This is a genomic window from Sulfitobacter dubius (assembly GCF_027214245.1).
Classification (GTDB): domain Bacteria; phylum Pseudomonadota; class Alphaproteobacteria; order Rhodobacterales; family Rhodobacteraceae; genus Sulfitobacter; species Sulfitobacter dubius_A.
This window is the reverse complement of the sequence record NZ_JAPWHM010000001.1, coordinates 439,958-463,075: the sequence shown is the minus strand read 5'-3', so window position 1 is coordinate 463,075 and position 23,118 is coordinate 439,958. Positions and strand designations below refer to the sequence as shown.

Below are 23,118 nucleotides of genomic sequence, written 5' to 3'. Positions count from 1 at the left end.
CAGTCAGGCTTATATCGGCATGTTTTTGGATGTCCGCTTTCTGAAAGTTGCACTGCAGCGGTGCAGTGCCATGCGAGCGGCTGGTAAGGGCTGGTCGTGCTGAACCAGCATTTGCTGCAACTGTAAATACCTCCGCCCCTCGCCCGGTCACTTTGGGCTCGGAGCCGACCTTAGCTGCGCAGCGTGTGAAGGTCCGGTCTGGGCCGTTAGTATTGTATGCTCTATGAGTTGAGTGCGACGGTGCATGGTTCGGCCAGCTCATTATACAAAAGGGCATTCAAGCGCCCTCCCGCTCTTACGCACCGGTCTGAAAAATCGTTAATATCAATAGTAGTCCATTCGTCGCCCTGCCTAAACAGCCGCTGTTCTCCATGGCTTCCAGTTCCCGGCTTTCCGTGCATTAGGGCGTTTCGGTCAGTAACAATTAACTTGAACTCGTCTGCGAATGGGACGGCCTTTGCACGAAGACTCTGATCAGAAATACGTAAGAACAAGCATCCCAGGTCCCTGGCAATATTGCCTGCCGTCTTTCTTTTTGCCTCAATCGTCTGAATGTAGTCGTTCTGCAATCGATGGCAGCACCACACAGCGTCCCATTCAAGCCGCGCGAAGGCCACCGCAGCTAATCCAATCGCATGAAAATAATCGGGGTCCTGCGGAACCCTAAGCCTGTCATCGCTCACATTCAGAACTCCTACCGATTGACAGACCACAGCATAGATGGCAGCAAATTCAAAGCACAAGTCGAGGAGTGATCGCTTCGTCCGCACTGCCAACCTTCATCCTCCGTAAATGCTGCGCGATGGACGGATGGCCGGTCTGGTGAAGCTGTGCCGCAGCGACGACCTGCGGTGCCAATGGCCGGTGAGGGCCGTTTGCGTTCCGTAGCCCGTTAGGGCTTTTGTCGCGGTGATTTAGGCGTCCCCGCCAATTCCAGACTCACCACCTAAGCTTATAAAATTTGTAGTGATGACCAGGTCTGGTACATCTGAATTAAAGCCAACTGCTGCTGGCTGCGTCATGCGTCTCGCTCGTGCAGGCGTATGATTTGCTGAATCAGCGAACTCTGGTTCTCTTCCACCCATTCCAAGAGACCTTCTCGGCTACCTTTGAAGAGCGTAATCTCCAGCCCTTCAGGCGAACGCCGCAGTCGAGCAACTGGTGCATCATAACCATCCACCGAAACCAGGTCCTCCGGTTCTTCATCGGATTCGTCCGGCTTTCTTGGCTGTATCGCGGCCTCCCAAATGCATGTAAATCGCTGATCTGAACTCAGATTGGCGGCCTCTCCGCTGACCGAAGTTATCGCGCTTCTGATCCGCTCCTCTGCCTCGCCGTCATTCAGCAGAGCACGTACCAACTTTTCCCACCTCGGCCGGCCGATCGAGGGCGCTTTCCCCACCCACGAAAGGATGTCTTCCGGGACGCCTCGACCAATCTTCAGAAAACGCGATCTGTCTGTTTTCCCACAACAGAAGGCGTCTTCGATAGACTGTTGCGGTAGCCCAATTTCATCGACCATCCGAACGGCAATACGAGCTCGTTCGACGTATGTGAGGTCTTCTCTTGCTATGTTCTCAACGACTTGACTGACTACGAGTTCTTTTTCATCGAGTGCCTGCACTTCCGCCCGAACTCGCAGCCCTGCAACTCGGCAAGCTTCCAGCCGCCTTCTCCCCGCGACGATCTCATACTCTCCCTCTCGGTCCCTGTGGGGCCGAACAAGGATCGGAACCTTCTGACCTACCGCTCTAATGCTTGCAGCCAAGGCATCGATATCCTGAAGACCTCCATCCATACGGTCCTTCACGCCAGCGGAATGCACTATGGCGGGTTCAAGCTCGACGATCCGGTTGGTCGCTTTCTGAAAGTTGGCAGCTGCCAACTTGGGTTGGTTACCAAGCTCAACTTGATCTGATGTTTCCCTGCGGTCAGTCATTTTACCTTCCTCCGCCATACCTGGCTGCATGGCGCGCCAGTTTTCAGTTTCAGTTGCGAGACCTTCTCCGTCTGTCGGTTCAGAACCGTCTTCATAAACGTGATCTCCGATTACCTTGAGACGCCCCCCATCGACTTCACTGAAGACGGCACACTGAAGGCTTCCCAGATTTAGAGAGCTGATCAGATCTTCAATTCGGCTGACCGCATTCCCCCACTGCTCCGGAACGATCAGGAAAGCGCGCTCATACGCTTTTGCGGAGATCGACGTCATCGCCAATGCCTCAACCAAGTAGCGATGATGCAGCTTCTGCCGATGAGACTTCACTTCGATGGCAGCGATAGCTTTACCATCTCGCAGCACGACGAAATCGGAGGGAGCCACCGCCTGTCGAGGGCTTCGGGCAACCGTCACGTCGCTTCCAAGCCCAAGCGCACTTGGGTCGGCCAACAGGAATTCAAACACACGCTCCTCGAAGTCCGCCGCCCGCTTGTATCTATGGTGAGCGTCGATCTCGTGGCTGACCTGGCCCTCTCTGAGCGTGGCAAGGGTCGCTTTCAGCTTCGCTCGGGTGACATCCCCTGAAAAAAATTTCGGCCCGATCTCATCCGCTAAACCACTGTCGAGAATTGATATTTGCGCCAAGAGAAGCACGCCCGTCATTGCTAAACGCGGATTCTCCTCGTCGATCGCTTTGGGCGCATGATCCTTCATCCAAGTTACTGCAGTAAGCGGGTTACGGAGGCTCGCGGGGTCAACTCCACGTAAGTGCGCGACTTCCGCAATTAACTCCTCCGAGCCCGTGAAACCGTAGCTGCGAGGATTTTGCATCGCCTGACTGAGCGATTTTCCAAATCGGATCCAATTCGGGTCCTGAGCGAAATCTTCAATTTGGTGCGAGTTCATTGATCAACATCAGAAAAGATTCCCCAATCAGCTACTCTTAGTTTAGTATTTCTTACAAGGGGGGTAAAGCTCCATGAGAATTGACAGGGCCAACGAGCCGGTCGCAAGACGTATTCACAAGCGCGGCCTGAAGAAAAAGGTCCATTACCTCGCGCCTGCAGGGGGGCGGTTGGCAGAGTACGAAAGTCGACTCGAAGCCAGTGCCGGTGTGGCTTTCGGCCTTGATCCGCGGGTCTCTAAGGCACGCACCCAGCCAATGACCTTCGATTTGGCAACTGGGCGCCAATTTTCCTCAAAGGATAGCCTGTATGAATGGGCGCGGGAAAGCGGAAGCCGACCAATTCCATACACACCCGACTTTGAGCTCGAAATGTGCAGCGGCCGCGTTTTGGTTGAAGTCAAGCATTCTGCGCTCATCGATCGAGATCCGAAAATCTTGTCGTACCCAAGCGTACTCGCACGATATGGCTTTCGGCTGATCATTCTTGATGATCGCATCCTGCATGACACTCTCGTGCGAAATTTACGGGCGTTGTCCTTGGCCCGGTCATATGCGCCAAGCCGGTCGGAAGCAGAGACTGCGCAAGAAATTTGCCAAAGTTGGATTTCACTCCGGGCTCTTCGATCACTTGGATACAGCGATCCGCTGATACTCGGGTGCATCGCCTACGGTCACCTCACTTGCGACATCCAACGGGAGCGGATTTCCTCCAATACCCTCATTCGCGCGTCCGAGGGCGCCCCTACACATCTCATGGAGCTACCTCTCGATGCATCCCTCTCTTCATAAGCAGTTTGGCCAACACATAACCAATGGTCGCAAACTGAAATTCGTTTCGAAATCGGAAAAAATAGTGATCCTTGAGGGTCAAGATGGTCACATGTTCGAAATGACTATCGCCATATATCGAAGTTTAATTGCTGGCGGTCATGCCCACAAACCTGATGGGGAGAAACCAACTGGGTTCATGCCGGACCAGAAGGCAGTATTAAGACAGCGAATGGCTCTCTTCGCACTTAGACGGGAGGACGAGTTGCGAGAAGCCGGGTTGACTGCGGAATCAGCCCTAAAAGTGATCAGAAGCGAGATCCACGAGCATGAAGAATTTAGGAGAGTTGTCCCGGCCCAATTGGTTCTGCGGACTCTGCAGAAATGGAGGGAAAAGAAACTCAAAGGCGGGGCCAATGCTCTTATCCCAAAACATGCAAATTCGGGAAACTCAAACCGTCGATATGACGAGCTTTACGAGGAAATTGCTTGGGACGTTCTTGAAGAGCTATACCTGGCGAATGACCGCCTTTCGCTCGGAAAACTTTCAGCGAACGTGAAGAAGAAATATCTCGACAGGTGCATTGAGCTAAATAGGAAGCCAAGCGACTGCGGGAAGCGATGCTTGGAAGCCGTTCTAAAATCACTTCCGGCCGATGACGTGATCAAGGCGCGACATGATTCCGCCACGGCACGAAAGTTACGACTGCAAGCACAATTCTACCATAGAATTGAAGTGCCGTTCGATCTTATTGAAATCGACTCAACACTTGGCGATATCATGGTTGTCGACGGAGATCGCGCGTGCATCGGTCGGCCAACGATCTGCGTCGCAGTGGAAACCGCGACGGGTTGGCCTCTTTCGGTACTGCTAAGCCTGCAGGCACCTCGAGAAGCCCTAACCCTTCGCGCACTGAAAGAGACAATGTCAGAGCGGTCAGATGATTTTTTTGATAGGTTTGATATTGAAAACCGTGTGCGAATAGTTGGGTTTCCCCAAATGGTCCACTCTGACCAGGGTTCGGAGAACAGCGGTTACGATTTGTCTCGCACTGTCGAAGCGCTCGGCATGGAGTGGGCAAAAAATACTCCTGGATGCCCAGACAGGAAGCCCTTTGTCGAAAGGATGATGAGGGAAATAAATGAATTCCTTCAAACGCTACCTGGGGCGACGACGTCTAAAGATCTGCCGAACCGTCAGAGGATCAAGAAGGCCATGCTTGAGGCGACCCTTACGCTGGATGAACTTGAAGCTGTTTTGATGAAGTGGATCTATGACGTTTATGGAAAGAAACTACGCCGCGGCATCCACTCACCTCTCCGCCGAGCGGAATCCCCGACGGAATGTTGGGAGCGACTTGAGTGGCGCGTCCTCAACGTTAAGACACCCGATGAAATTCGGAATGTGTTCTGCTCCAGAACAACTGAGCGCACACTACAGAGGTATGGTTTTGAAGTAGAAGGCGTCCAGTTTCATGGCAAAGATGGCCAATTGCGCCGCTTTATCTCGCAGGTAGGCGTTGGGGGGAGGTACGAGATACGGTACGATCCTGAGGACGCTCGTGAAATCGCAGTTATTCATAAGGAAAAGGGTTTCCCAAACCCGCTGGTTGTGAGCGCCAAGATGGAAGGCATGCCCGCCATTAGTTTCGCCGAAGCCAAGCAGTTACGGGTAGTCAGCGATAAGTCGAAGACTGCAGATCTCGAGGCGCGCGCATCCGCCATTGAATTGGCTCTGTCGGCCCAACGGAAAGCGGGCGCGCTTGGTCGTGGTAAGATATCGGATATGAAGAAACACCGAAATAAAGAGTTGCAGAGACGCAAAAATAGTGAGGTTTTTGAGAAATCTAAAGTGCCACCTGGCAGCGATGTTTCCGGCCGACAAGAAATGAACCGACCTACTCCAAAGTTGAAGGTCAAACGACGGGCCACTTGCCCGCAGATGGAAACAATGGAGTAAGAAATGGACAGCACTGCCCTTCCCTTTTTGTCACAAATTGTGCGTCACGATGCACTTGAGTGCATCAGTGCGGAGATAGACCAAAGGCTCGCTGCCCGGGTGCCCGGATGCGGCATAATCATACCACTTCTTGGCCCGACTCGGGTTGGCAAATCAATGGTGGCAAAACGCTTGGTGAAACGCGCGGAGCCGGCTCATTCGTTGGCTCCAATGAAGAACATCGTTCATGCCAAGCTTCCTCCACAACCTAACGGTAGGGATATCTATGCTGCCATTTTGAAAGAGCTTGGCAAGGAACCTGGAAGTAAGGAGACAACAAATTCGGTCAAAGCCCGCGTAGCGCAAGGGCTGAATAGTCTTAAGATCGAAGTAGTAATCCTTGATGAGGTCAATCACATTGCTGAACGTGGATCAAACTTGACCCCGCGGGCAGCTGCAGACCACCTGAAAGCATTTGTTGATGAAACAGGTGTGACGCTTATCCTTCAAGGACTTCCGCGCTTTCAGCGCATCATCGATCAAAACGAACAATTGCGAGATCGAGCCAGCAACACAATTGTCTTTCGACCTTACGATTGGCAGGCGGATGCCGACCGAGAGGCATTTGCAACCGCAGCTGACTCGGCCATGATCAGTCTCAGTAGATCCGGTTTCCGGGTGAGCCTTGATTTTGAAGACGTTGTACGCCGCATCTATGGGGCATCGGGTGGCCGTGTGCCAATTATGATCCGAATTTTCAAACTGTGTGCCCTCAACATGGGCCAGTGCGGAGATATAGGCCTCACCGAACTGCACAAAGCAGCTTCTTCAATGCAGCAGTCCGGCATCCCGGTCGCCAGTTTCTTCGAAACCCGAGATCCTGACGAAGTTGATTTGATGCGCTCATTTAGCGCTATAATGTCCGAAGCCGGGCTCGACTTCTCTATAAAGTCCCTCGCGGGGTTGGGGGTTGAGTGGGGGGCACAGGCTGTATGATGCATTTAGGTATTAGGCCCCAAGACAGTGAAAGCCTTGATGGGTTTCTCCGGCGACTCGCCGCCGGCGATTTCTGGAGTGATGTCGCTGATTATTTGGGGCAGGCAGGTCTCCACTACGGCCATCGGTTGATCGAAAGCCTCGATACAGCGGCTCAGGATCTTGGTGTCGAACCGGGCACTCTCGAAGCCATCAGCCCACGCTGCCAATCTGAAAAGCCAATCCTGAACTGGCGCTTTGAAAGACACCACAGTGCGCCGATCTGTCCAAAGTGCATCAGCGAACAGCGGCCTCATCAACAGGCATGGCGGCATGCTTTCGTAACCGCTTGCACAAAACATGATCTTGTTTTGCAGGACCAGTGCCCGCTGTGCTCCGATCATCTTCGGCCAGGCAAAGGAGGCTACAATACTTGTGCTTGCGGCGGGTCGCTTCTTCATCTCAAAATAGAGAGAGCCTCAAACGCCGAACTTGCCCTATCTGCCTTAATCGCAGGTGAAATGCATCCAAGTCGATCTTGCCTCCCCCCGGCATTAGCTTTTCGGACCCCTTTTGACGTGGGTGAGTTCTTGTTCTTTCTGGCTGCTTCTGGCGCAGCCTCCCGAACCGGAAAACAAGGCAAAGCTGTGATGCCGAAGACGGTCGGAGAAGCTCAATTATTCCTCGCGGAAGCAACAAAACTTCTGAGCGTGTGGCCTGCGGCGTTTCAGAAAGAAGCATCTTCCCGATTGCAGCATGGGGACCAAAGCGCCTCGACAGCACCGGAGCGACTTGGGCGATGGTATCAGCGCCTAATGCGGTTTAATCATCCGGCATATGACGACTTCCGGTCGATACTCGGAGAAGTGATCAATGGCTACTTCGATGGACCCCATAAGGGTGCCGCTGGTCAAAACTCTGACAGTAGTCGGGAATGGATAGCGGCTGCAGAAGCCGCGCGGATAATTGGAATTCGGCCAGACCGGATCATTGATGCCGTCGCCAAAAGAGAAATTAACGGCAAGCTCTATAGCCGCGGCTTCGGTCATCGACATGTCGTCATCCGAAGATCAACCGCTGATACTATCAAATCGCACAGGCAGCGGTTCGGCGACAAGAAAGCGCTGCGTAACCTTTGGGGCGTTTCACGTAACCAGTTTGATCTTTTGCGTGAAGCCGGGTTTATGGCTTCCATCGAAAAGACGGACCCCCCTGCCCTGGTAGATGCCAACTTTGATCTGGATGCCGCCCGCGAGATAGCTGATCGGATCGCTGCGGGCACAAAGGCCGTTCACAGAAAGACAGTCTCGCTCAAGGCGATCAATCTACGTTTTACCACCGATCGAAAGGGCGTGCTTGCTGTTCTGCGAGCGATCCTTGATGGCACGCTTCGCCCTGCTGTTGGTAGCGCCGTCGAAAACCTGGCCGCGTTAGAATTTGATCAGACCGAAGTAGAATTCATTTTGAAAGAAACTCTTCGGGGCCCCGGTCTTACTGTTCAGGAGGTCGGCCGGATGACGGGCTGGAAAGACCAATGCATCGCGCACTGGTGTGATCTCGGCCTCCTTACTCACGAAACGTTTCAACATGCAGGTCGGGTGGGGCGGCTAATACGAATTGAAGACCTTGTCCGGTTTCAAGGTGAGTACGTTCCTTCGGCAACGCTCGCAAAGCAAATGCAGACCTCATCCAGGGGCTTGATGACGCATCTTAGGGAGATGGGGGTCGAGTTGACTGGCGCGTTCCAAGATGGCTCGGCTTGGCGTGGGCATCTTGTAAGACTTGCCGACCTGGCGGCTGCAGGTGGGGCGGGACGCCTCGTCCATGACTGATTTCAAGCGCTCACCAGAGATCCTCGCTGCAATAGAACGCTCGATTGAGGCCGAGAACCGGCTCAAAGATGATTTGGATCGCGTTGCCTGCTGGATCGAAACGAGACATCCAGGAGGCCCCGTGGGCCTCGAAATCCAGCGTCATTATGCCTGCGAGGATGATGAAATCGCGCATGTCGTACCGCTGATACGGAATCAAGAGGTCCGGCGGGTTATCCGCAACGAGGCCGAATCCGCTTTTCGTGCGCTTGGCTGGATCATAAAGCCGGAAGGGCGGGATGTCCGGTCAATTTTTGCCCATGCGCAGTCTCAATCGCAACATGCCCGGCTTCGCTACTACACCGAGATCTGCAACGTCATGCATAATATCGAAGCGGCAGTAGAAGCTCAGGATCAGGATCAGGATCAGGATTGATGGCTCAAACGTGAGCAGTGCCATCAACTGGCAAATGGGCAGTGGAGTCCACGGGGGCTACAAGGGTTTCGGTAAGCGGCCACTTGAACAATCAGAACGACTATTGATTGGGCCCAGACAAGGCTGCTTGCAGACATCAACGGAAACACCGAGCTGTATCACAACGGCGTTCAAATCCGCGTTCCGGCACCCAGCAGCCTCCAAGTCCTGCATCAGGAAATCTGAATTCACTCCTAAAGCGACTGCAATTGCGTCCAAATCGGGCGCAGCACCAAGGCCTGCACTACCATTGGTAGCCCCGATACCCCCAAGCTGGATTAGTCGAGGAGTTTTTCTGTGCAGCCATGCCCATCAGACGTAACCACGCGATTGACACTGCCTGCGTGAATTTCACTTGGTGACTTAAAACGCATGCAGCGCCCCCACATGGCCAACAGCGGCTTAGCCCCCGCCCAGAAGCTGAAGATTGCCACCTAATTCCTACAGCCCCCCCCCCCGCAAGAATGGTGGGGGGGGGGACCGCCAGCCCATGCTATAAATGTTGATAACATTTGGCTCCGCCGCGTGTGTGACGGAGCCGCTTCGCTTGAACTGAATGCTGCCGTTCGCGCCATGCGCGGCGAAATTCCAGTTAGAGTCCCAAACTGACCGCGTGAAAGGCGGATTTTCTCGCAGGTGCGGCACAAGCTTGGCCAGCAGGAACGGCCCTTAGCTGCCATTCTCTAACTGTCCCCTTGCTGCGCGGCAGCAGAGGGAGGCTGCGCTCGAAGGTATTTCACCACCTTGTAATACCTCCCAATGAATTCCGTCGCTATTAGGGTTCTGGAGCTGGGTTTACTCCATGGGGAAAGCTAAGGTGGATCGTGGAATACCTCGAAGGAATCGATCTTTGAATATCAATACATCTCAAGTCGCGTTAGATCGCAGAGTAAGTATCGTTGAGGGTGTCAGCAAAGGCGCTCATCTAATTCGTACTGTGAGTGACCTTCGACGCTTCAGCCGGGTCGTATTGATCGGCGAACCTGGGATGGGAAAATCTGCTGTTTTGAGACAAGAAGCTCAGGACGCCGATTCAAAAAAGATCAATGTCAGATCCTTAGTAAATTCACCGGCAGAAACAAAATTTTTCAAGCGGGCGTACCTTGATGCTCTTGATGAATATCGATCTGACGGGTCCGCAGCTGATAAAGCCAATTTCCTCGCATTATCGCTGCTCACGAAATGCCCAAACGGATGGATGCTATCCTGCCGATCTCAGGACTGGCGCAAGGATGCAGATCTGAACTCGATCAATGAACAGTACGAACAAGCTGACAGCATCGTCGTTGCGAGGTTGCTACCTCTTGAAAAAGAGGAGGCGGTTTCACTTCTTGAAGCTACTGGAATGGCCGATCCTGACCAATTCTATGACGTAGGTTTGAAGAAGGGAGCCCGAGCATTCCTTCAAAACCCTCTCAGCCTCTCACTACTGCAAAATGTAGTTTCAGCGAATGGTGATTGGCCTGAATCGAGGTATGAAGTCTTCGAAGCCGCCACCAGTCAGTTGTGCCACGAAAATAATGAAGAGCGTCGGTTTCAGCATACTAAATCTGCCTCCGAAATCCTGAGCGTCGCAGAAGAGCTATGTGCGCTGCTAATTGTCACCGGTTCCCGCGCATTTTGGTCGTCAAATGCAGTTCCCAGCGGAGCCAATGATGCAACAGAATTTCTAAAGATCAACGACACTGGTATCGAACGAGCTCTCATTACCCAAACTCTCGACACGCCACTGTTTTCCGGAGAGGGAGAAGAATTCGAGCCTATACACCGGAGTGTTGCAGAGTTTCTTGCCGCCCGTTTCTTGGCAAAGAAGGCCGCAGGAACTCCGAAAACTCCGCGCGTTCCTTTATCTCGCCTATTGGCTCTTATCTGTGCCACAGATCACAAATCTCCGACGGAACTGCGGGGCGTATACGCGTGGCTCGCTGCACATTTAGAAAGACTGGGGAAGCAGGATCTCGCAGAAATTCTTTGTGTTAACGACCCTTTGACAGTCGTGGCTTATGGGGACGCTGGTGCCTTTTCTGCCAAAACCCGTGAACAGTTGCTCCTCTCGCTTGATAGGGATGATCCGTTTTTTCGTTCGCATAGTGAAGGCGATACCGCGCTAAATACCTTGGCAGGCGAAGACTTGGCACCCAACCTGACTGCTATTTTGAATGGCAATGCCGGACCAGGCCATTCACTTGTTACTGTTTACGATATCCTCACAACAGGTAAACCCGTGGTAAGCTTGCGCCCGCTCTTGAGGCGCATCGCATTGGATCCCAAGCGCTCCGAGTGGGAGCGTTGGAGAGCATTTGACGCTTGGATGAATGGAGAACCGCATCCTCAGACAGCGATGCGATCCCTATTTGACGATTTGGCCACTGAGAGCCCTTCAAACGGGCGAGAAAACCTACGCGCCTGCATTGCAGCAGGTTTTGACGAGAACCATCTGACTTTGTCCGACGTATTTTCGATATTCAGTGACTACGAAATCTCAGAAGAAGACAACACAATTGGCCGGCTCTCGCGGTTGGTACGTCGCTTGGAGGCTAAGCCAATATTGGAATTCTTTGATGTGCCTTCGGGCGATTGGCGGCCCAAAACAGACCAGCGGAGAAAAAGCTATGGAATCTCTCACGATTTGGATCGGATATTATCGGCAGCTATCCGATCTCAAGAAGCACTGAACGCAGAGACCCTTTGGCGTTGGTTGCGAAATGCCGGTCATGATCGTTGGAGTAGCAGTCCAAGGCAGACGCGAAAAGCGGTCGCCAAGTGGCTGGAAGAGGCCACTGAAAATGAAACTATGCTATTCAAGGAAGCCCTAAGGTCGGTAACTCCCGACGACGGACCATGGATGCCATATTTTAACTTCGTCGAAACGACGGGTCGAGCTCCGTCTGAAATGTGCGTTGAAGGGCTAATTTCTCCCTGGATCAAACCGAAAGGGAAACAAAACTTTCGATCCAGTCTTCGGGCGACTGTTCGAGATTTCTGCTTGAAGCTATCTGGTCGTACATCCGGTGCTCCAGAAGCCGCGAAACCAATCGGAGATGCTGATAAACGATTGCTCGCCACCGTTGCAGATGTGTGCAGGAGATTGAAGGATCCAGCACCCGTCTTTTGGCGCGCATATGACGTAATCCGAGAAACTCTTGGCGAGGGAGAAATTCTCTCAAGCTTGGTAACCTGCGAAATACCAGAATACATGGGCATGCAGGCGGCAAACAAAGTTGAACGAGAGCTGAAAGCCGAGAGTGACCGAACCAAAAGAATCGAAGGCTGGAAGAACGGTCATTCACTCCTGAGGTCCGGGGCAGGCAACCTTGACCATGCAGCGATGGTCTATTTCGGCTTTGTCAATAATTTAGAGCGGGAGTGGTCCAGAGAAAACCTCCAGAACCATTTCAATGCTGAAATTTCCGCCTCGATCATAGCCGGATTCAAGCGCCGCGCTGAAATTGGATTATGTGTCCCGATGTCAGAACTTGGACGTTTGCGGGCCAAAAATGGCCGCGACCGCATGGAAACCGCCATCGTAGCAGCGGTAAGTATCTATTTGAAGGAAAGAAACTTTGAAGCGCTGGACAAATTACCACTTGAGGCTGCGTTTTCAGTCCTCCTGAATTGGGGTTTCTGTGACGACGAAGAGCACTGCAGCCAGTTAAAAGTCTGGGCACATAGCAAGCTTGATGGTGATAGCGAGCGCGCAAGCGACTTGTTGGTCAGTTTTTGGTTGGACGAATTGGACGCCCGTGTCGCTCTAAAACAAGACGACGATACATTAGACATCGGTTTGGTCCATGATTTTTCGGACGGCGAACCAAAATCAAAGACTGCGTTCTTGGCATTATCCAAGTTGTTTGACAAACGCTTCGATTTTCCGCCTAAAGTTCTTCGATCATTAGTTCGTACAACTGTCCATCAGTGGCCTGCTGATGAGATTCTGAAAATCTGCAAATCAGTAATCTCGGATGAAGCCGTCTCGAAAGAGAACAGACAGGTTTGGATGGTGGTTGCGTTTGCAATCGCCCCTCATGGGTTGAGCAAACAATTACAGAGCTTGTTCGCAAAAGACAGGAAAGCCCTGGCTGAACTTTCTGATGTGAATGAAACCGTCACTAAGTCATTTCCATTCGATGGAACACATGACAAACTCGCCTATCACGTTGCTCGGGTTGAAATTCTTGGGCCAGAGTTCCCACCGACTGGCGACATGTTCGGTCCCAGAGACACGGTGCAACACTCAATTAACAGTCTGGGTGAAATCCTGGATCAAGAAGCAAATAGAGCGCTCATTCGGTTGTGCAATTTGCCGCTACTTAAAGATTGGGAGAGTAACCTACGCCACGCAATTTCAAACAACTTAAAAATGACCAGGGATGACACTTTCAATCATCCAACAATGAAGCAGCTCAAAGAGACATTGGCCGGAGGGCCCCCAATCAATGCTGCAGATCTTCGCGCCGTGATGGTTGAGGTCCTAAGGGGTTATCAGGAAGAGATTGTTCGAGGAGATCTTCCGGCTTGGAATGGGTATTGGAACACTGACCAATATGGGAAGGCAGTAGACCCGAAGATCGAGAACGTCTGCAGAGATCAAGTCTTGACCATCATTCGGCCGAAATTAGAAAGGTTTGCGATAGATTTAGCGTTGTCAGAAGCGCAACGTGCTGGTGGGCGAAGGGCAGACATTCTCCTTGCGACGGGGGCCGGAAGAAACCTGCCTATAGAAGCGAAGCGCCATTACAACACGGAATTATGGACCGCCGTTTCTGACCAACTACAAGACTATGCTGATGATCCACTTGCAGATGGCTTCGGCATTTACTTAGTTTTTTGGTTTGGACTGACTGTCGGAGCACTACCAAAGGCACCAGCAGGAATCACAAAGCCTCTCAGTGCAATTGATTTGGAGCGATCCTTAACGAAGATGATGTCGCGGGAACAGCAAGAGCGATTTGACGTCGTCGTTCTTGAAGTCGAACCTCCCAAATAGCCTTAGCTGCCAGGCGTATTTGCGCATGCAGCGAATGACCGCTATCCGCCCTTCATTCCAAAGGCCCTCGCAATCGCAGCGCAAACTGAGCGGCGGCAGCGAACGGCAGGGAAGTCCGCCTATCGGACCTCAAGCCTGCTCCATAAAACCTCGACTGTGAACGTTCAAAATGGGTGTGTTTTTGGCGCTACCAGATAATATCTATAAGCCGCCCATCACTATGTTGACAGACTCCGACCCCACCAGCTGTCGTGAGACCACTTGAGTCAGCATATTGCAGTTCACAGGATAGAGTTGATCCTCGATTGCCAAGCAATTTGGCAACGAAGTCTCCAGTATAGCTGGACGCCACTAATGTAGACAGGCCTACATTACCAATAGCTGTTGAGCTTCCTCGCATTACAGATTTGCCAACGAATACTTCTTGATCAATGGTTGCTGTTAAGCTGTCACTCGACATGCCTTGTTCGTATGAAAACGCTACCGGTTCGCCGGTACCTCGAACCATTCCCTGCATGTTGCCGCTGCAAGCCGAAAGTGTAAGTGCCAGTGCAGACGCTGCGATAAATGGTTTTAGCATGAAGCCCCTCAATTATTTCCTATAACTGTAGCGGCACAAGGCCGTTTGGGCAATTTGGATTTCTGTATTAAGAGTCCGGCCCAAAACGACCGTTTTCGAACGGTTCATCGAAGCAGGAGTTAAAGCAAACTGAACCAATGTTCGAAAAGTCCGCATAGCGGACCGACAAGATATGCGCACACACCCCAATAAATTTAGCAGATCGCCATTTTCCGGGTCTTTCTGGTGGTCATCGCCCTCTGTTCGCTTTTGATCCCGTTCTTAGCGTCGCCGCTATGGCGGGCGAGCTTGATCACGACCATCGCCATGCGGGTGGTCTTCCTGCTATCCGACATCAATGCCAACGCCCAGTTGGAGGCTTACAAAGCGCGCTTCTTGTTGGCAGTCGTGTCTGAGTGAATAAGAGGACCGCGGGCCGTACATTTCAAACAGTTTAAGTGCGCTTACTCTGCTGATGTCTGGCCGGTCGCGGCGGGACAGAGACGTCTGAGTAGATCAATCTGTCCCGCCAGAAGATCCACTCCTGCATGCCGTCTTATTCGGTGCCAAGATACGCGCGATCATGGCGTGGAACTTTCGCCGTCCGACAGTTACAGACAAAGAACAATTTTGTCTGTAACTCCCTTCCCGCCTTAGGAGACCGGTCAGGTCTTACCTCAGAAGGATAACACGAAAACTTCACGCTTCGTGCTGTTGAGTGACGGAGTTTCTTTCGGCTAACCCATTGATGAAGAGCCTATTCATTCCTCGGTGCAGGCGACACATTGATGCCGACCTCTGTCAGGCGGTGATAAGGCGCATTCCGGACGGCGGCCTCGAGGTCAATTCTTGGCCTTTTGTTTTTTCGCGGAAGCGATACCAGAAGGCTTGCCACAATCACTATAGCGCTGACGCCTATGAGGCCGCTGGCAACGATGACTTCCGAGGTATATATGTTTGCCATGCCATTATGCTTTCTCGTAGCCACTGTCGATGCATGCGCACGCCTGAAAAGGTTGGTAGTGCGACTACCTGCAACAGCTCGACCCTCAATGGCTTGTGGAAACTGGCCCGAAGCATAACCTAAAAAAGGGTCAATGGATACCACTGCGCAAACTTCGGACGGGAAGCCATCGGGGGCTTTGAATAGGCCATCCTGAGCCTTTCGGCTCGTCGGGACAGGATATAGCGACTAATTATTGAGAACCGCTGAGGTCAAACTTAGGCCACCATTTGTTCTTCATGAGCTGCAAGAAACAATGTAAGTTCGGACAGAAGTGAGATGAAGCGTCGGTTTTCTCTCGCAACGGTCAGGCGCGAAAAACTATGTGCTAAATTGACGAAAGTCTATGTGCGCAAAGATGCCTCAACTCATTGAAATCAAAAGAGGTGGTGCGAAAGATTACGCGCGCGCCTACAGGGGTATAGGTGGGCGCAAAGACGCGCTTTCGCTCTGCTCAAATTCTTGAAACGGATATCCGCCGCGTAGCCCAGACAGCTACGCGGCGGATTTGTTTATATCAGGCAAATTACCCGATGATGCCATTCAGCGTCTCGGAGGGGCGCATCACGCGGGCGGTTTTCTCGGCGTCGGTGTGGTAGTAGCCACCAAGATCGACAGCAGCACCTTGGGCCGCAGCAAGCTCGGAAAGGATGTCAGCTTCCTTGGCGGCAAGCTCTTTGGCGATGGGCGCGAACTCCGCGGCGAGTTCCGCATCATCACCCTGCGCGGCCACCGCTTCTGCCCAGTAGCGCGCGAACCAATAGTGGCTGTCGCGGTTGTCGGGCTCACCCACCTTGCGCGAGGGGGAGCGGCCATTGTCGAGGATGCCCTGCGTCGCGGTCTCGACCGCTTTGCCCAACACGCGCGCCTTCTCGTTGCCGCGTGCGTCGGCGAGGAACATCAAGCTTTCGCCAAGCGCGCAGAACTCGCCAAGGCTGTCCCACCGCAGGTGGTTTTCTTCGACCAACTGCTGCACGTGTTTGGGGGCCGAACCGCCCGCGCCGGTTTCGAACAGACCGCCGCCGTTCATCAGCTTCACGATCGACAGCATCTTGGCAGAGGTGGCCAGTTCCAAGATCGGGAAAAGGTCGGTCAGGTAATCGCGCAGCACGTTGCCGGTGATGGCAATCGTGTTCTCGCCTTTGGTGATCGTCTCAAGCGAGGCGCGGGTGGCTTCGCGTGGGGCCATGATCTCGAACTTGTCGACCACGCCTTGGGCCTCAAGGATCGGCTTCACGTAGGAGATCAGTTCGGCGTCATGGGCGCGGCTTTCGTCCAGCCAGAAGATCGCCCGGCAGCCTTCGGCCTTTTGACGCGAGATGGCGAGGTTCACCCAATCCTCAATCGGCGCTTTACGCGCGGAAGAGGAACGCCAGATATCGCCTGCTTCGACCTTGTGCTGGTGCAGCACGGTGCCGTCGTCGAGGATCATCTTGACGGTGCCCGTCTCGGCCAGTTCAAACGTGGTGGGGTGAGAGCCGTATTCCTCGGCCTTTTGCGCCATCAGGCCAATGTTCTGCACCGTGCCTGCGGTCGCTGGGTCAAGCTTGCCGTTCTCTTTGAAGAAGTTGATCGCCTCGTCATAGACCGGCGCATAGGAGTTGTCGGGGATCACGCAGTTGGCATCGTGTTCCTTGCCGTCCGGGCCCCAACCTTTGCCGCCGGCGCGGATCAGCGCGGGCATCGAAGCGTCGATGATGACGTCGGACGACACATGCAGATTGGTGATGCCCTTGTCGGAATCGACCATATACATCGGCGGACGGTCTTCCATGCAGGCGTTGATGTCGGCCATGATCTCGCTCTCGCCCTTCACGCGCTCCAGCAGATCGCCGAGGCCGGAATTGGGGTTCACACCAAGTTCCTTGAGCTTTTGCCCGTGCTTTTCAAACACCGGTGCAAGATAGGCTTTAACCGCGTGGCCGAAAAGGATTGGGTCAGAGACCTTCATCATCGTGGCCTTGAGGTGCAGCGAGAAGAGAATGCCGTCTTCTTTGGTTTTCTCGATCTGGGTGTTGAGGAATTCTTTGAGGGCCGCAGCGCTCATGAAGGTCGCGTCAACCACGGTGCCCGCAGGATACTCAAGCCCGTCTTTCAGCACCGTCTCACCATCCGCCGTTTCTAGCACGATCTTTGCGCCACTCGCGGCGTCGAGCGTGGCCGAAACTTCGTTAGAGAAGAAATCATTGCCGGACATCGACGATACATGCGTCTTGCTGTCCGACTTCCAGTCGCCCATGCGGTGCGGGTTGGACTGGGCAAAGCTTTTGACGGCCTTGGCTGCGCGGCGGTCAGAGTTGCCTTCGCGCAGGACCGGGTTCACGGCGGACCCTTTAATGCCGTCATATTTCGCGCGCACGGCTTTTTCTTCGTCTGTGCTCGGCTCTTCGGGGTAGTCGGGCAGCGCATAGCCTTGGGCCTGAAGCTCTTTGATCGCGGCGACCAGCTGCGGCACGGAGGCAGAGATGTTCGGCAGCTTGATGACATTGGCCTCGGGCGTCTTTACCAGACGGCCCAGTTCGGCCAGATCGTCGGACTGACGCTGTTCCTCGGTCAGATGCTCGGGGAAGGTCGCAAGGATGCGGCCTGCAAGGCTGATGTCTTTCGTGCCGACGCTCACACCGGCGGCTTCGGCGAATTTCTTGATGATCGGCAACAGCGACGCAGAGGCCAGCTCCGGCGCTTCGTCAACTTTGGTGTAGATGATATCGGACATGATTGCTCCAAATTGCTGCATTTGCTGCCCTGATAGCGGAAGAGGCGGCGAAGGTCGACGGTATACCGCAGTATGCGGTAGGGTCGTTTCAGGAAAAAGCGGATTTCAGCCTTTTAGACGGGCCACCTACCGCAACCCGCGCGCTGCTGCCTAGCGCGCCACGCTGCGCAGTTGCAGAATCTGCATCCCAATCGCCATGGCCGGACCGATGCCGACCGCGAAAAGCAGCGTGCCAAGGCCCAGCGTCCCGCCCAAGGCCCAGCCAATCGCCACGACCGATAATTCGATGCTCATCCGGACCAGCGCGATGGGTTTGCCCGTCACCCGCTGCAGCCCCGTCATCAGCCCATCGCGCGGGCCGGGGCCGAGGTTTGCCACAAGATAGATCGCGCCGCCAAAGCCGGTCACGAAGACGCCGGTCAGCGCCAGCGCCACATTGGCGAGATAGCTGTCAAAGCGGGGCAGGATCGGCAACGCATATTCCAGTACCAGCGCCACGATCACCGCGTTCAGAATGGTGCCGATGCCCGGCGTCTGGCGCAGCGGGATCCAAAGTAGCAGCACCGTGGCGCTGATAAGGAACGTGGCAAGCCCAAGGCTCCAACCCGTGATGTTGGTCACCCCTTCGGCAAAGACGGTCCAAGGGCTGACACCGACGCCCGCCTTGACCAAAAGCGCTTCGCCCAAGCCGAACATGACCAGCCCGAGGATCAGAAACACCATCGAGGCAAAGGGCGGCTTGAGGGTGAACGCCTTGGGCGAACTCCAGCGCAATGTCGGAACAGAGGTGACAGACAGGAAACTCACGGGCGGCGCGACCTTTGGCGATGCATTCAGGATGCATCCTTGTTCCAGTTTACGCCAAACCCAGCAAGGTCAATCCACCGCCAACTTAGCGCCAGCGGGTGAAGCCGAAAGTCATGTAATCTTTCTGATAGGCATCCGCCGTCAGCGCCTCGATCTCATCGTCATAGATATCGGCAAGCGTGAAGGGACCGGGTTCCGCCGCCGCAGGCACGGCAGGGGTGGTCACATGACCTCGGCCCGCGGCCAAAGCGGGCAGTTCACTGGCCAGTTCCTCTTCGCGGATGATGCGATCCGGCAGGCAGAACTCTCCGAACCCCGCGATGGCTTGGGCCTGAGAGCACCATGCCGCATCCACCCGGATCGACGTCTGACCGGCCAGATTGCCTTTGAGAAATTTTAAAAAGGCGACAAAGGCAGTGCGATGTGCATCCCGGTCATACGCTGCATCGGGGCCGTCCTTGGGCAGCGGCATCTTGTAGCGGCGCATCAGCGTGTTGCGCAATTGGCGATAGCTGCCCTCGCCCGTGGTCAGGATGTGGCGGCAAAAAGCATCATGCGCCCGTCGGGCGGGATGGCGCAGCACGGTAAAGCCACGATGCCCCGGTGTTTTGCGTTTCCACTGGCGCAGTTCTTTTTGCGACATCTTATCGCGCAGCGCCTCGCGCGGGACACCATCAAGGGCGGCAAGCCAATCCAGCACCTGATCCTGCGGCCCGGATTTGATCGGCAGATAGATCAACCCGCTGGTCGCCGCCGCCACGTAAGAAGGCACGTTCGGCCCGCGCCGTGGCTCGAAATTGGGGGTTCGGGTCAAATCGAAGCGATCCAACCGCGCCAGCGCCTCCAGCATCTCGTCATAGTTGATGACCTTGGCCGATATCGGGCTGGGGTTCTGTTTCTTGAGGTTCTTGTCCAGCGCTTCCAACTGCTCATCCACACCGAGGTAGCGCGCAAGCCCGTTCATCACCTCGACGCTTTGCAGGTCTTCGTAGGCTACATAAAACGCCGTCTGGCCCGAAGTCTGCAAGCGGTTCAGCAGGGTGATCTGAAAGCGCTGCAAGGCATCCAAATGGGCGCTGAACTCGTCAGCGTCAAAGACCGCCTGCGCCACCTTCTGCGCCTTCATGTCGGTCAGCTTCCACTGCCCCGTCGCCTGCGCGATCTTCCAACTCACGTAGCTGTCGACCGGATTGCGGGTCAGCACGATTTTCGCGCAGCGCTGGTCTTTGATAATGGTATCAAAGACGCGCGGGTCATGATCGTGGAAATACCGAAAACCGCCCAAGGCATCCTGTTGACCCCGGATGGCGGAGAGCAGCTTTTTGGGGTTTTCGTCCCGCGTGGCCTGATCGACGCCAAGGATCGGCTCACTTTTAGGATAGCCCATGAAGAAAGGGTTAAAGGCCTCTCCATGACAAGCGATCCCCGCGAAAGCGTTTAGGTTCGCTTCCAGAAAGTTGGACCCGGTTCGCATCTCAGCAAAGACCACGAAACTGTCGAATTTGTCGTTCATGGGGTTATTTCACCAGATAGGGTTTGGGAGCGGGTTTGGCATCGCCAGTCACCCCGCGGGCGACGGGGAAATCGCCGACCAAATAGGGATGCATACCTTGGTTCTTGAGGTTCTGAAGGAATTGGCCAAAACCGGTCAAATCAACCATGCGCGGCGCTTCTGACAGGCGGCGCAGACGGGTACGGCCAATCTCATCCAATATGCCCTGTAAAGGCTCCATCGGCGCTTCGATGAATTCAGACATCTTCCAGATCCGCACGCGCGCTTTGGCATGGGGTGAACGCAGCACATCCATATGCGTGCTTTCCGTTTTTTGCAGCTTTGCAGCAAGACGGCGAATATCAGCAAAATCAAGGTTTGAGCGGAACAGCGGCACTGCCCAAGCGCCGGTGATGACCGAAATCTGTGCGTTAGGGTCTCTGGCCACGCGCCAATTGACGTCTTGGGTATCCATTGGGCCGAACTGGAAACACTGGCGTTCGCCACGGGTGTTCCAGATCAAGTTGGTCAGGAACGCACTGGCATTGTGATCGCGCAGCACCGGATTGTCCGACAAGGCACCGTTCAGCGTGGCCTGCCCCTCGGCGAAATGCACCCGGTCGGGCGCAAAGAGATGCCCATGCACGCGCGCCCCACTAGCACGGCTCAGCCAATGTTCGAAATCCTCGAAAATCTCGGTAAAACCCTGAAATACCGAGTAAGGCGCGGCGGTGACACCATTCTCCCAATCCTCGTTGGGAAAGCGGCTTTGCATATAGAGCCCGGCGCGGCCACGGGTGCGCCGCTCCACCGCCTTGGCAAAGATGCGGTCGATCTTGCCGGGGTTCGGCTCGGTCTTTTTCATCGCACCGGCAGAGTCAGTCAGGAAGGCATCATAGAGCCTGTCCGCATGGGGCCAAATCTTGCGTGCGACAAAGCAATCCGAACGGCGCAATAGCTGTAGGTGGTCGTCGTAAAAGATATGCGGCTTGCCCTGAAAATCGAACTTGGACAGGGTCAGCGAGCGGCTTTCGATCTTGCTGGAATAAAGCCGTGCAAGGGTCTGGAAATAGCTTTCGTCCGGGATCCAGACGTGGCGAAAGAACTTGTCGTAGGTCGGCCTGTCGGGGTCTTGCAGGATCGCCGACAGGGTGCGCCGGGTCAGGCACCACCATTGCGAGCCCATATGCGGCACGATCCCGCGCGGCATCCGGCGCTTCAGCCGCAGCAGGCGCTGCACCTCGACCGCGCGGTCAAACAGATAGCGGTTGCGCCGCCATGAGAAGGGGAAACGCAGGGTAAACCGCTCTTCATCCAGCCCCCCCACGGTCCATGGCACATCCGCCGTGGTGGCGCTTTCGATGAAATCGGTCTGGGGGCGGTCCTCAAGATAGTCGATCAATTCCTGCACCGGGCGCAGCGGCAGGCAGGAACCCGAGGCCAGATAGACATGAGCCACTTTGGGAAAGCGCGAGAGCATTAATTCCGCCGCCCCCTGCGAGGCGGCAACGATCCCCCAAGTGCCCCATTCGCAGCGTTTGCGGGGGCTGAAATGCACATCCTTCAGGTCAGAGAGTGCCGCCACGAAAGCATCATGCGCCCGCCGGGGCACGGCCTTGTCGATATGGATCACCACCGGGCACCCCGCAGCGGCCCAATGGCGCGCGACCTGCTCGGCCCGGTCAAAAGCGTTGTGCACCAACATGATGATCCCAACGCTCATGCCCAATTCCCCTTTGACATGAGGCCGAGGATCTCAAGCTGACGCCAGTTGATGTACCGCTCTGACCACTTGCACCAAAGCTGCGGATCGTCCTTTAGCTGCGCGGCATAGGCTTTGTATTCGACCGAAGCCGCGTAATGCTCGCTGCGCTGCAACTCCTCCGCCGCTTTGGCACCGAAGGTGTCGAGGAACTTGGTATGAAGTAGCACGCCCGAGGCTTTCTCACCGCCCCATTCGTCATAGACCTGATTAAGCCCACGCGGCAGCAGCATATGGGTCGAGCTGACATAGGCATAGCGCCGATCCCATTTGACCAGCGGCACCTTGTTCAACGCAGGGGCCTTGGCGGGTTCATCGGGGAAGAACACCCGCGCCCGTGGCCCGCCCTGAATCCAGAGGTTTCCAAACCGCCGATTGCGCGAAATGGTGTAGTTGCCGCTGTCGAACCACGACGCAATCTCAATCGGATTTTGGCCCGCTTGGTAAGGTTCTTCGTCAAGCCGCCCTTTGGGATACATATCCAGCAACATCGCGGAAAAGCTTTTGATCGACGACGCATCAAGCCAATCGGTCAGCGCCCGCAGGGGCCGCGTGTCGCAGAAGGGGTAGACCAGAAACTCATCGGGATCGACTGTCAGCGCCCAATGGCCATGGGCGTATTTCATCTGCAGCCAGTTCAGCCAGTCGACGCCGAAGCGCGCGCGCTTGTAGCTGGCCTTGGCGCTCCAGACCGACACATCGGGTTGCTCGGCAAGATAGTCGAGCGAGCCATCCGTGCTGTCGTTATCGACGAAGAAGAAATGCCCGACACCCATCTCACGGTAGTATTTCAGGAAATAGGGCAGCCGGATGCGTTCGTTGCGCTGCGTGCAGAACACAAGGATATCGTCGCGTTTGATCTGGGCGGTGCGGTTCGCCACGCGGGTAAGCTCCCGCCGTTTGCGGAAGGCGCGGATGCGCCAGCGCTTGCGTTGCAGTCGCAACCGATATGACTGAATTAAGCCCAAACCGCCCCTT

At 54.7% G+C, this 23,118-nt stretch carries 14 protein-coding genes and 1 pseudogene; 7 read left to right on the top strand and 8 right to left on the bottom strand.

Annotation, left to right across the window (positions count from 1 at the left end):
* Nucleotides 1–221: 221 nt before the first annotated feature.
* Together O4H31_RS02240 and repB are read right to left on the bottom strand one after the other, a co-directional pair.
* Nucleotides 222–683: a hypothetical protein gene (locus O4H31_RS02240; protein ID WP_269342372.1), complete on the bottom strand. Its 462-nt coding sequence runs from the start codon at nucleotides 681–683 to the stop codon at nucleotides 222–224.
* A gap of 335 nt (nucleotides 684–1,018) precedes the next feature.
* Nucleotides 1,019–2,845 (bottom strand): plasmid partitioning protein RepB, encoded by a 1,827-nt coding sequence (gene repB / locus O4H31_RS02235; protein WP_269342370.1) that lies wholly within the window; start codon nucleotides 2,843–2,845, stop codon nucleotides 1,019–1,021.
* Nucleotides 2,846–2,918: 73 nt separating this feature from the next.
* Here repB and O4H31_RS02230 point away from each other — a divergent pair, with 73 nt between their 5' ends.
* The 7 genes and pseudogenes from O4H31_RS02230 to O4H31_RS02200 all read left to right on the top strand — a co-directional run bounded on the left by O4H31_RS02230 (nucleotide 2,919) and on the right by O4H31_RS02200 (nucleotide 13,801).
* Nucleotides 2,919–3,635 (top strand): hypothetical protein, encoded by a 717-nt coding sequence (locus O4H31_RS02230; protein ID WP_269342368.1) that lies wholly within the window; start codon nucleotides 2,919–2,921, stop codon nucleotides 3,633–3,635.
* Nucleotides 3,636–3,726: 91 nt separating this feature from the next.
* The gene (locus O4H31_RS02225; RefSeq protein WP_269342366.1) at nucleotides 3,727–5,574 is read left to right on the top strand and encodes a Mu transposase C-terminal domain-containing protein; all 1,848 of its coding nucleotides are present in this window, start codon (nucleotides 3,727–3,729) and stop codon (nucleotides 5,572–5,574) included.
* Between the two features lie 3 nt (nucleotides 5,575–5,577).
* Nucleotides 5,578–6,549: an ATP-binding protein gene (locus O4H31_RS02220; protein WP_269342364.1), complete on the top strand. Its 972-nt coding sequence runs from the start codon at nucleotides 5,578–5,580 to the stop codon at nucleotides 6,547–6,549.
* Nucleotides 6,546–6,842 (top strand): annotated as a pseudogene (locus O4H31_RS19670) (hypothetical protein); the annotation flags it as partial. The gene O4H31_RS02220 and the pseudogene O4H31_RS19670, both read left to right, overlap by 4 nt.
* Before the next feature lie 336 nt (nucleotides 6,843–7,178).
* The gene (locus O4H31_RS02210; RefSeq protein WP_269342359.1) at nucleotides 7,179–8,360 is read left to right on the top strand and encodes a hypothetical protein; all 1,182 of its coding nucleotides are present in this window, start codon (nucleotides 7,179–7,181) and stop codon (nucleotides 8,358–8,360) included.
* On the top strand, nucleotides 8,353–8,775 hold the full coding sequence (locus tag O4H31_RS02205) for a hypothetical protein (RefSeq protein ID WP_269342357.1): 423 nt from the start codon (nucleotides 8,353–8,355) through the stop codon (nucleotides 8,773–8,775). The genes O4H31_RS02210 and O4H31_RS02205 overlap by 8 nt, the downstream gene beginning before the upstream one ends.
* A gap of 889 nt (nucleotides 8,776–9,664) precedes the next feature.
* Complete coding sequence (locus O4H31_RS02200; protein ID WP_269342355.1) at nucleotides 9,665–13,801, top strand: NACHT domain-containing protein; 4,137 nt, start codon at nucleotides 9,665–9,667, stop codon at nucleotides 13,799–13,801.
* 187 nt (nucleotides 13,802–13,988) lie between these two features.
* Here O4H31_RS02200 and O4H31_RS02195 read toward each other — a convergent pair whose 3' ends face one another.
* The 6 genes from O4H31_RS02195 to O4H31_RS02170 form a co-directional block, all read right to left on the bottom strand.
* Nucleotides 13,989–14,381 carry a hypothetical protein gene (locus O4H31_RS02195; RefSeq protein ID WP_269342353.1) on the bottom strand — a complete coding sequence of 131 codons (393 nt, stop codon included), beginning with the start codon at nucleotides 14,379–14,381 and terminating at the stop codon, nucleotides 13,989–13,991.
* A gap of 1,508 nt (nucleotides 14,382–15,889) precedes the next feature.
* On the bottom strand, nucleotides 15,890–18,079 hold the full coding sequence (locus O4H31_RS02190; protein WP_269342351.1) for an NADP-dependent isocitrate dehydrogenase: 2,190 nt from the start codon (nucleotides 18,077–18,079) through the stop codon (nucleotides 15,890–15,892).
* A 150-nt stretch (nucleotides 18,080–18,229) separates the two neighbouring features.
* Nucleotides 18,230–18,886, bottom strand: coding sequence for a YczE/YyaS/YitT family protein (locus O4H31_RS02185; protein WP_269342348.1), 657 nt, complete (start codon nucleotides 18,884–18,886; stop codon nucleotides 18,230–18,232).
* Nucleotides 18,887–18,971: 85 nt separating this feature from the next.
* Nucleotides 18,972–20,399: a nodulation protein NodH gene (locus O4H31_RS02180; RefSeq protein WP_269342346.1), complete on the bottom strand. Its 1,428-nt coding sequence runs from the start codon at nucleotides 20,397–20,399 to the stop codon at nucleotides 18,972–18,974.
* A gap of 4 nt (nucleotides 20,400–20,403) precedes the next feature.
* Entirely contained in the window at nucleotides 20,404–22,101 is a 1,698-nt protein-coding gene (locus tag O4H31_RS02175) for a beta-1,6-N-acetylglucosaminyltransferase (protein ID WP_269342344.1), read from the bottom strand.
* Nucleotides 22,098–23,084, bottom strand: coding sequence for a glycosyltransferase family 2 protein (locus tag O4H31_RS02170; RefSeq protein ID WP_269342342.1), 987 nt, complete (start codon nucleotides 23,082–23,084; stop codon nucleotides 22,098–22,100). The genes O4H31_RS02175 and O4H31_RS02170 overlap by 4 nt, the downstream gene beginning before the upstream one ends.
* Nucleotides 23,085–23,118: the final 34 nt, after the last annotated feature.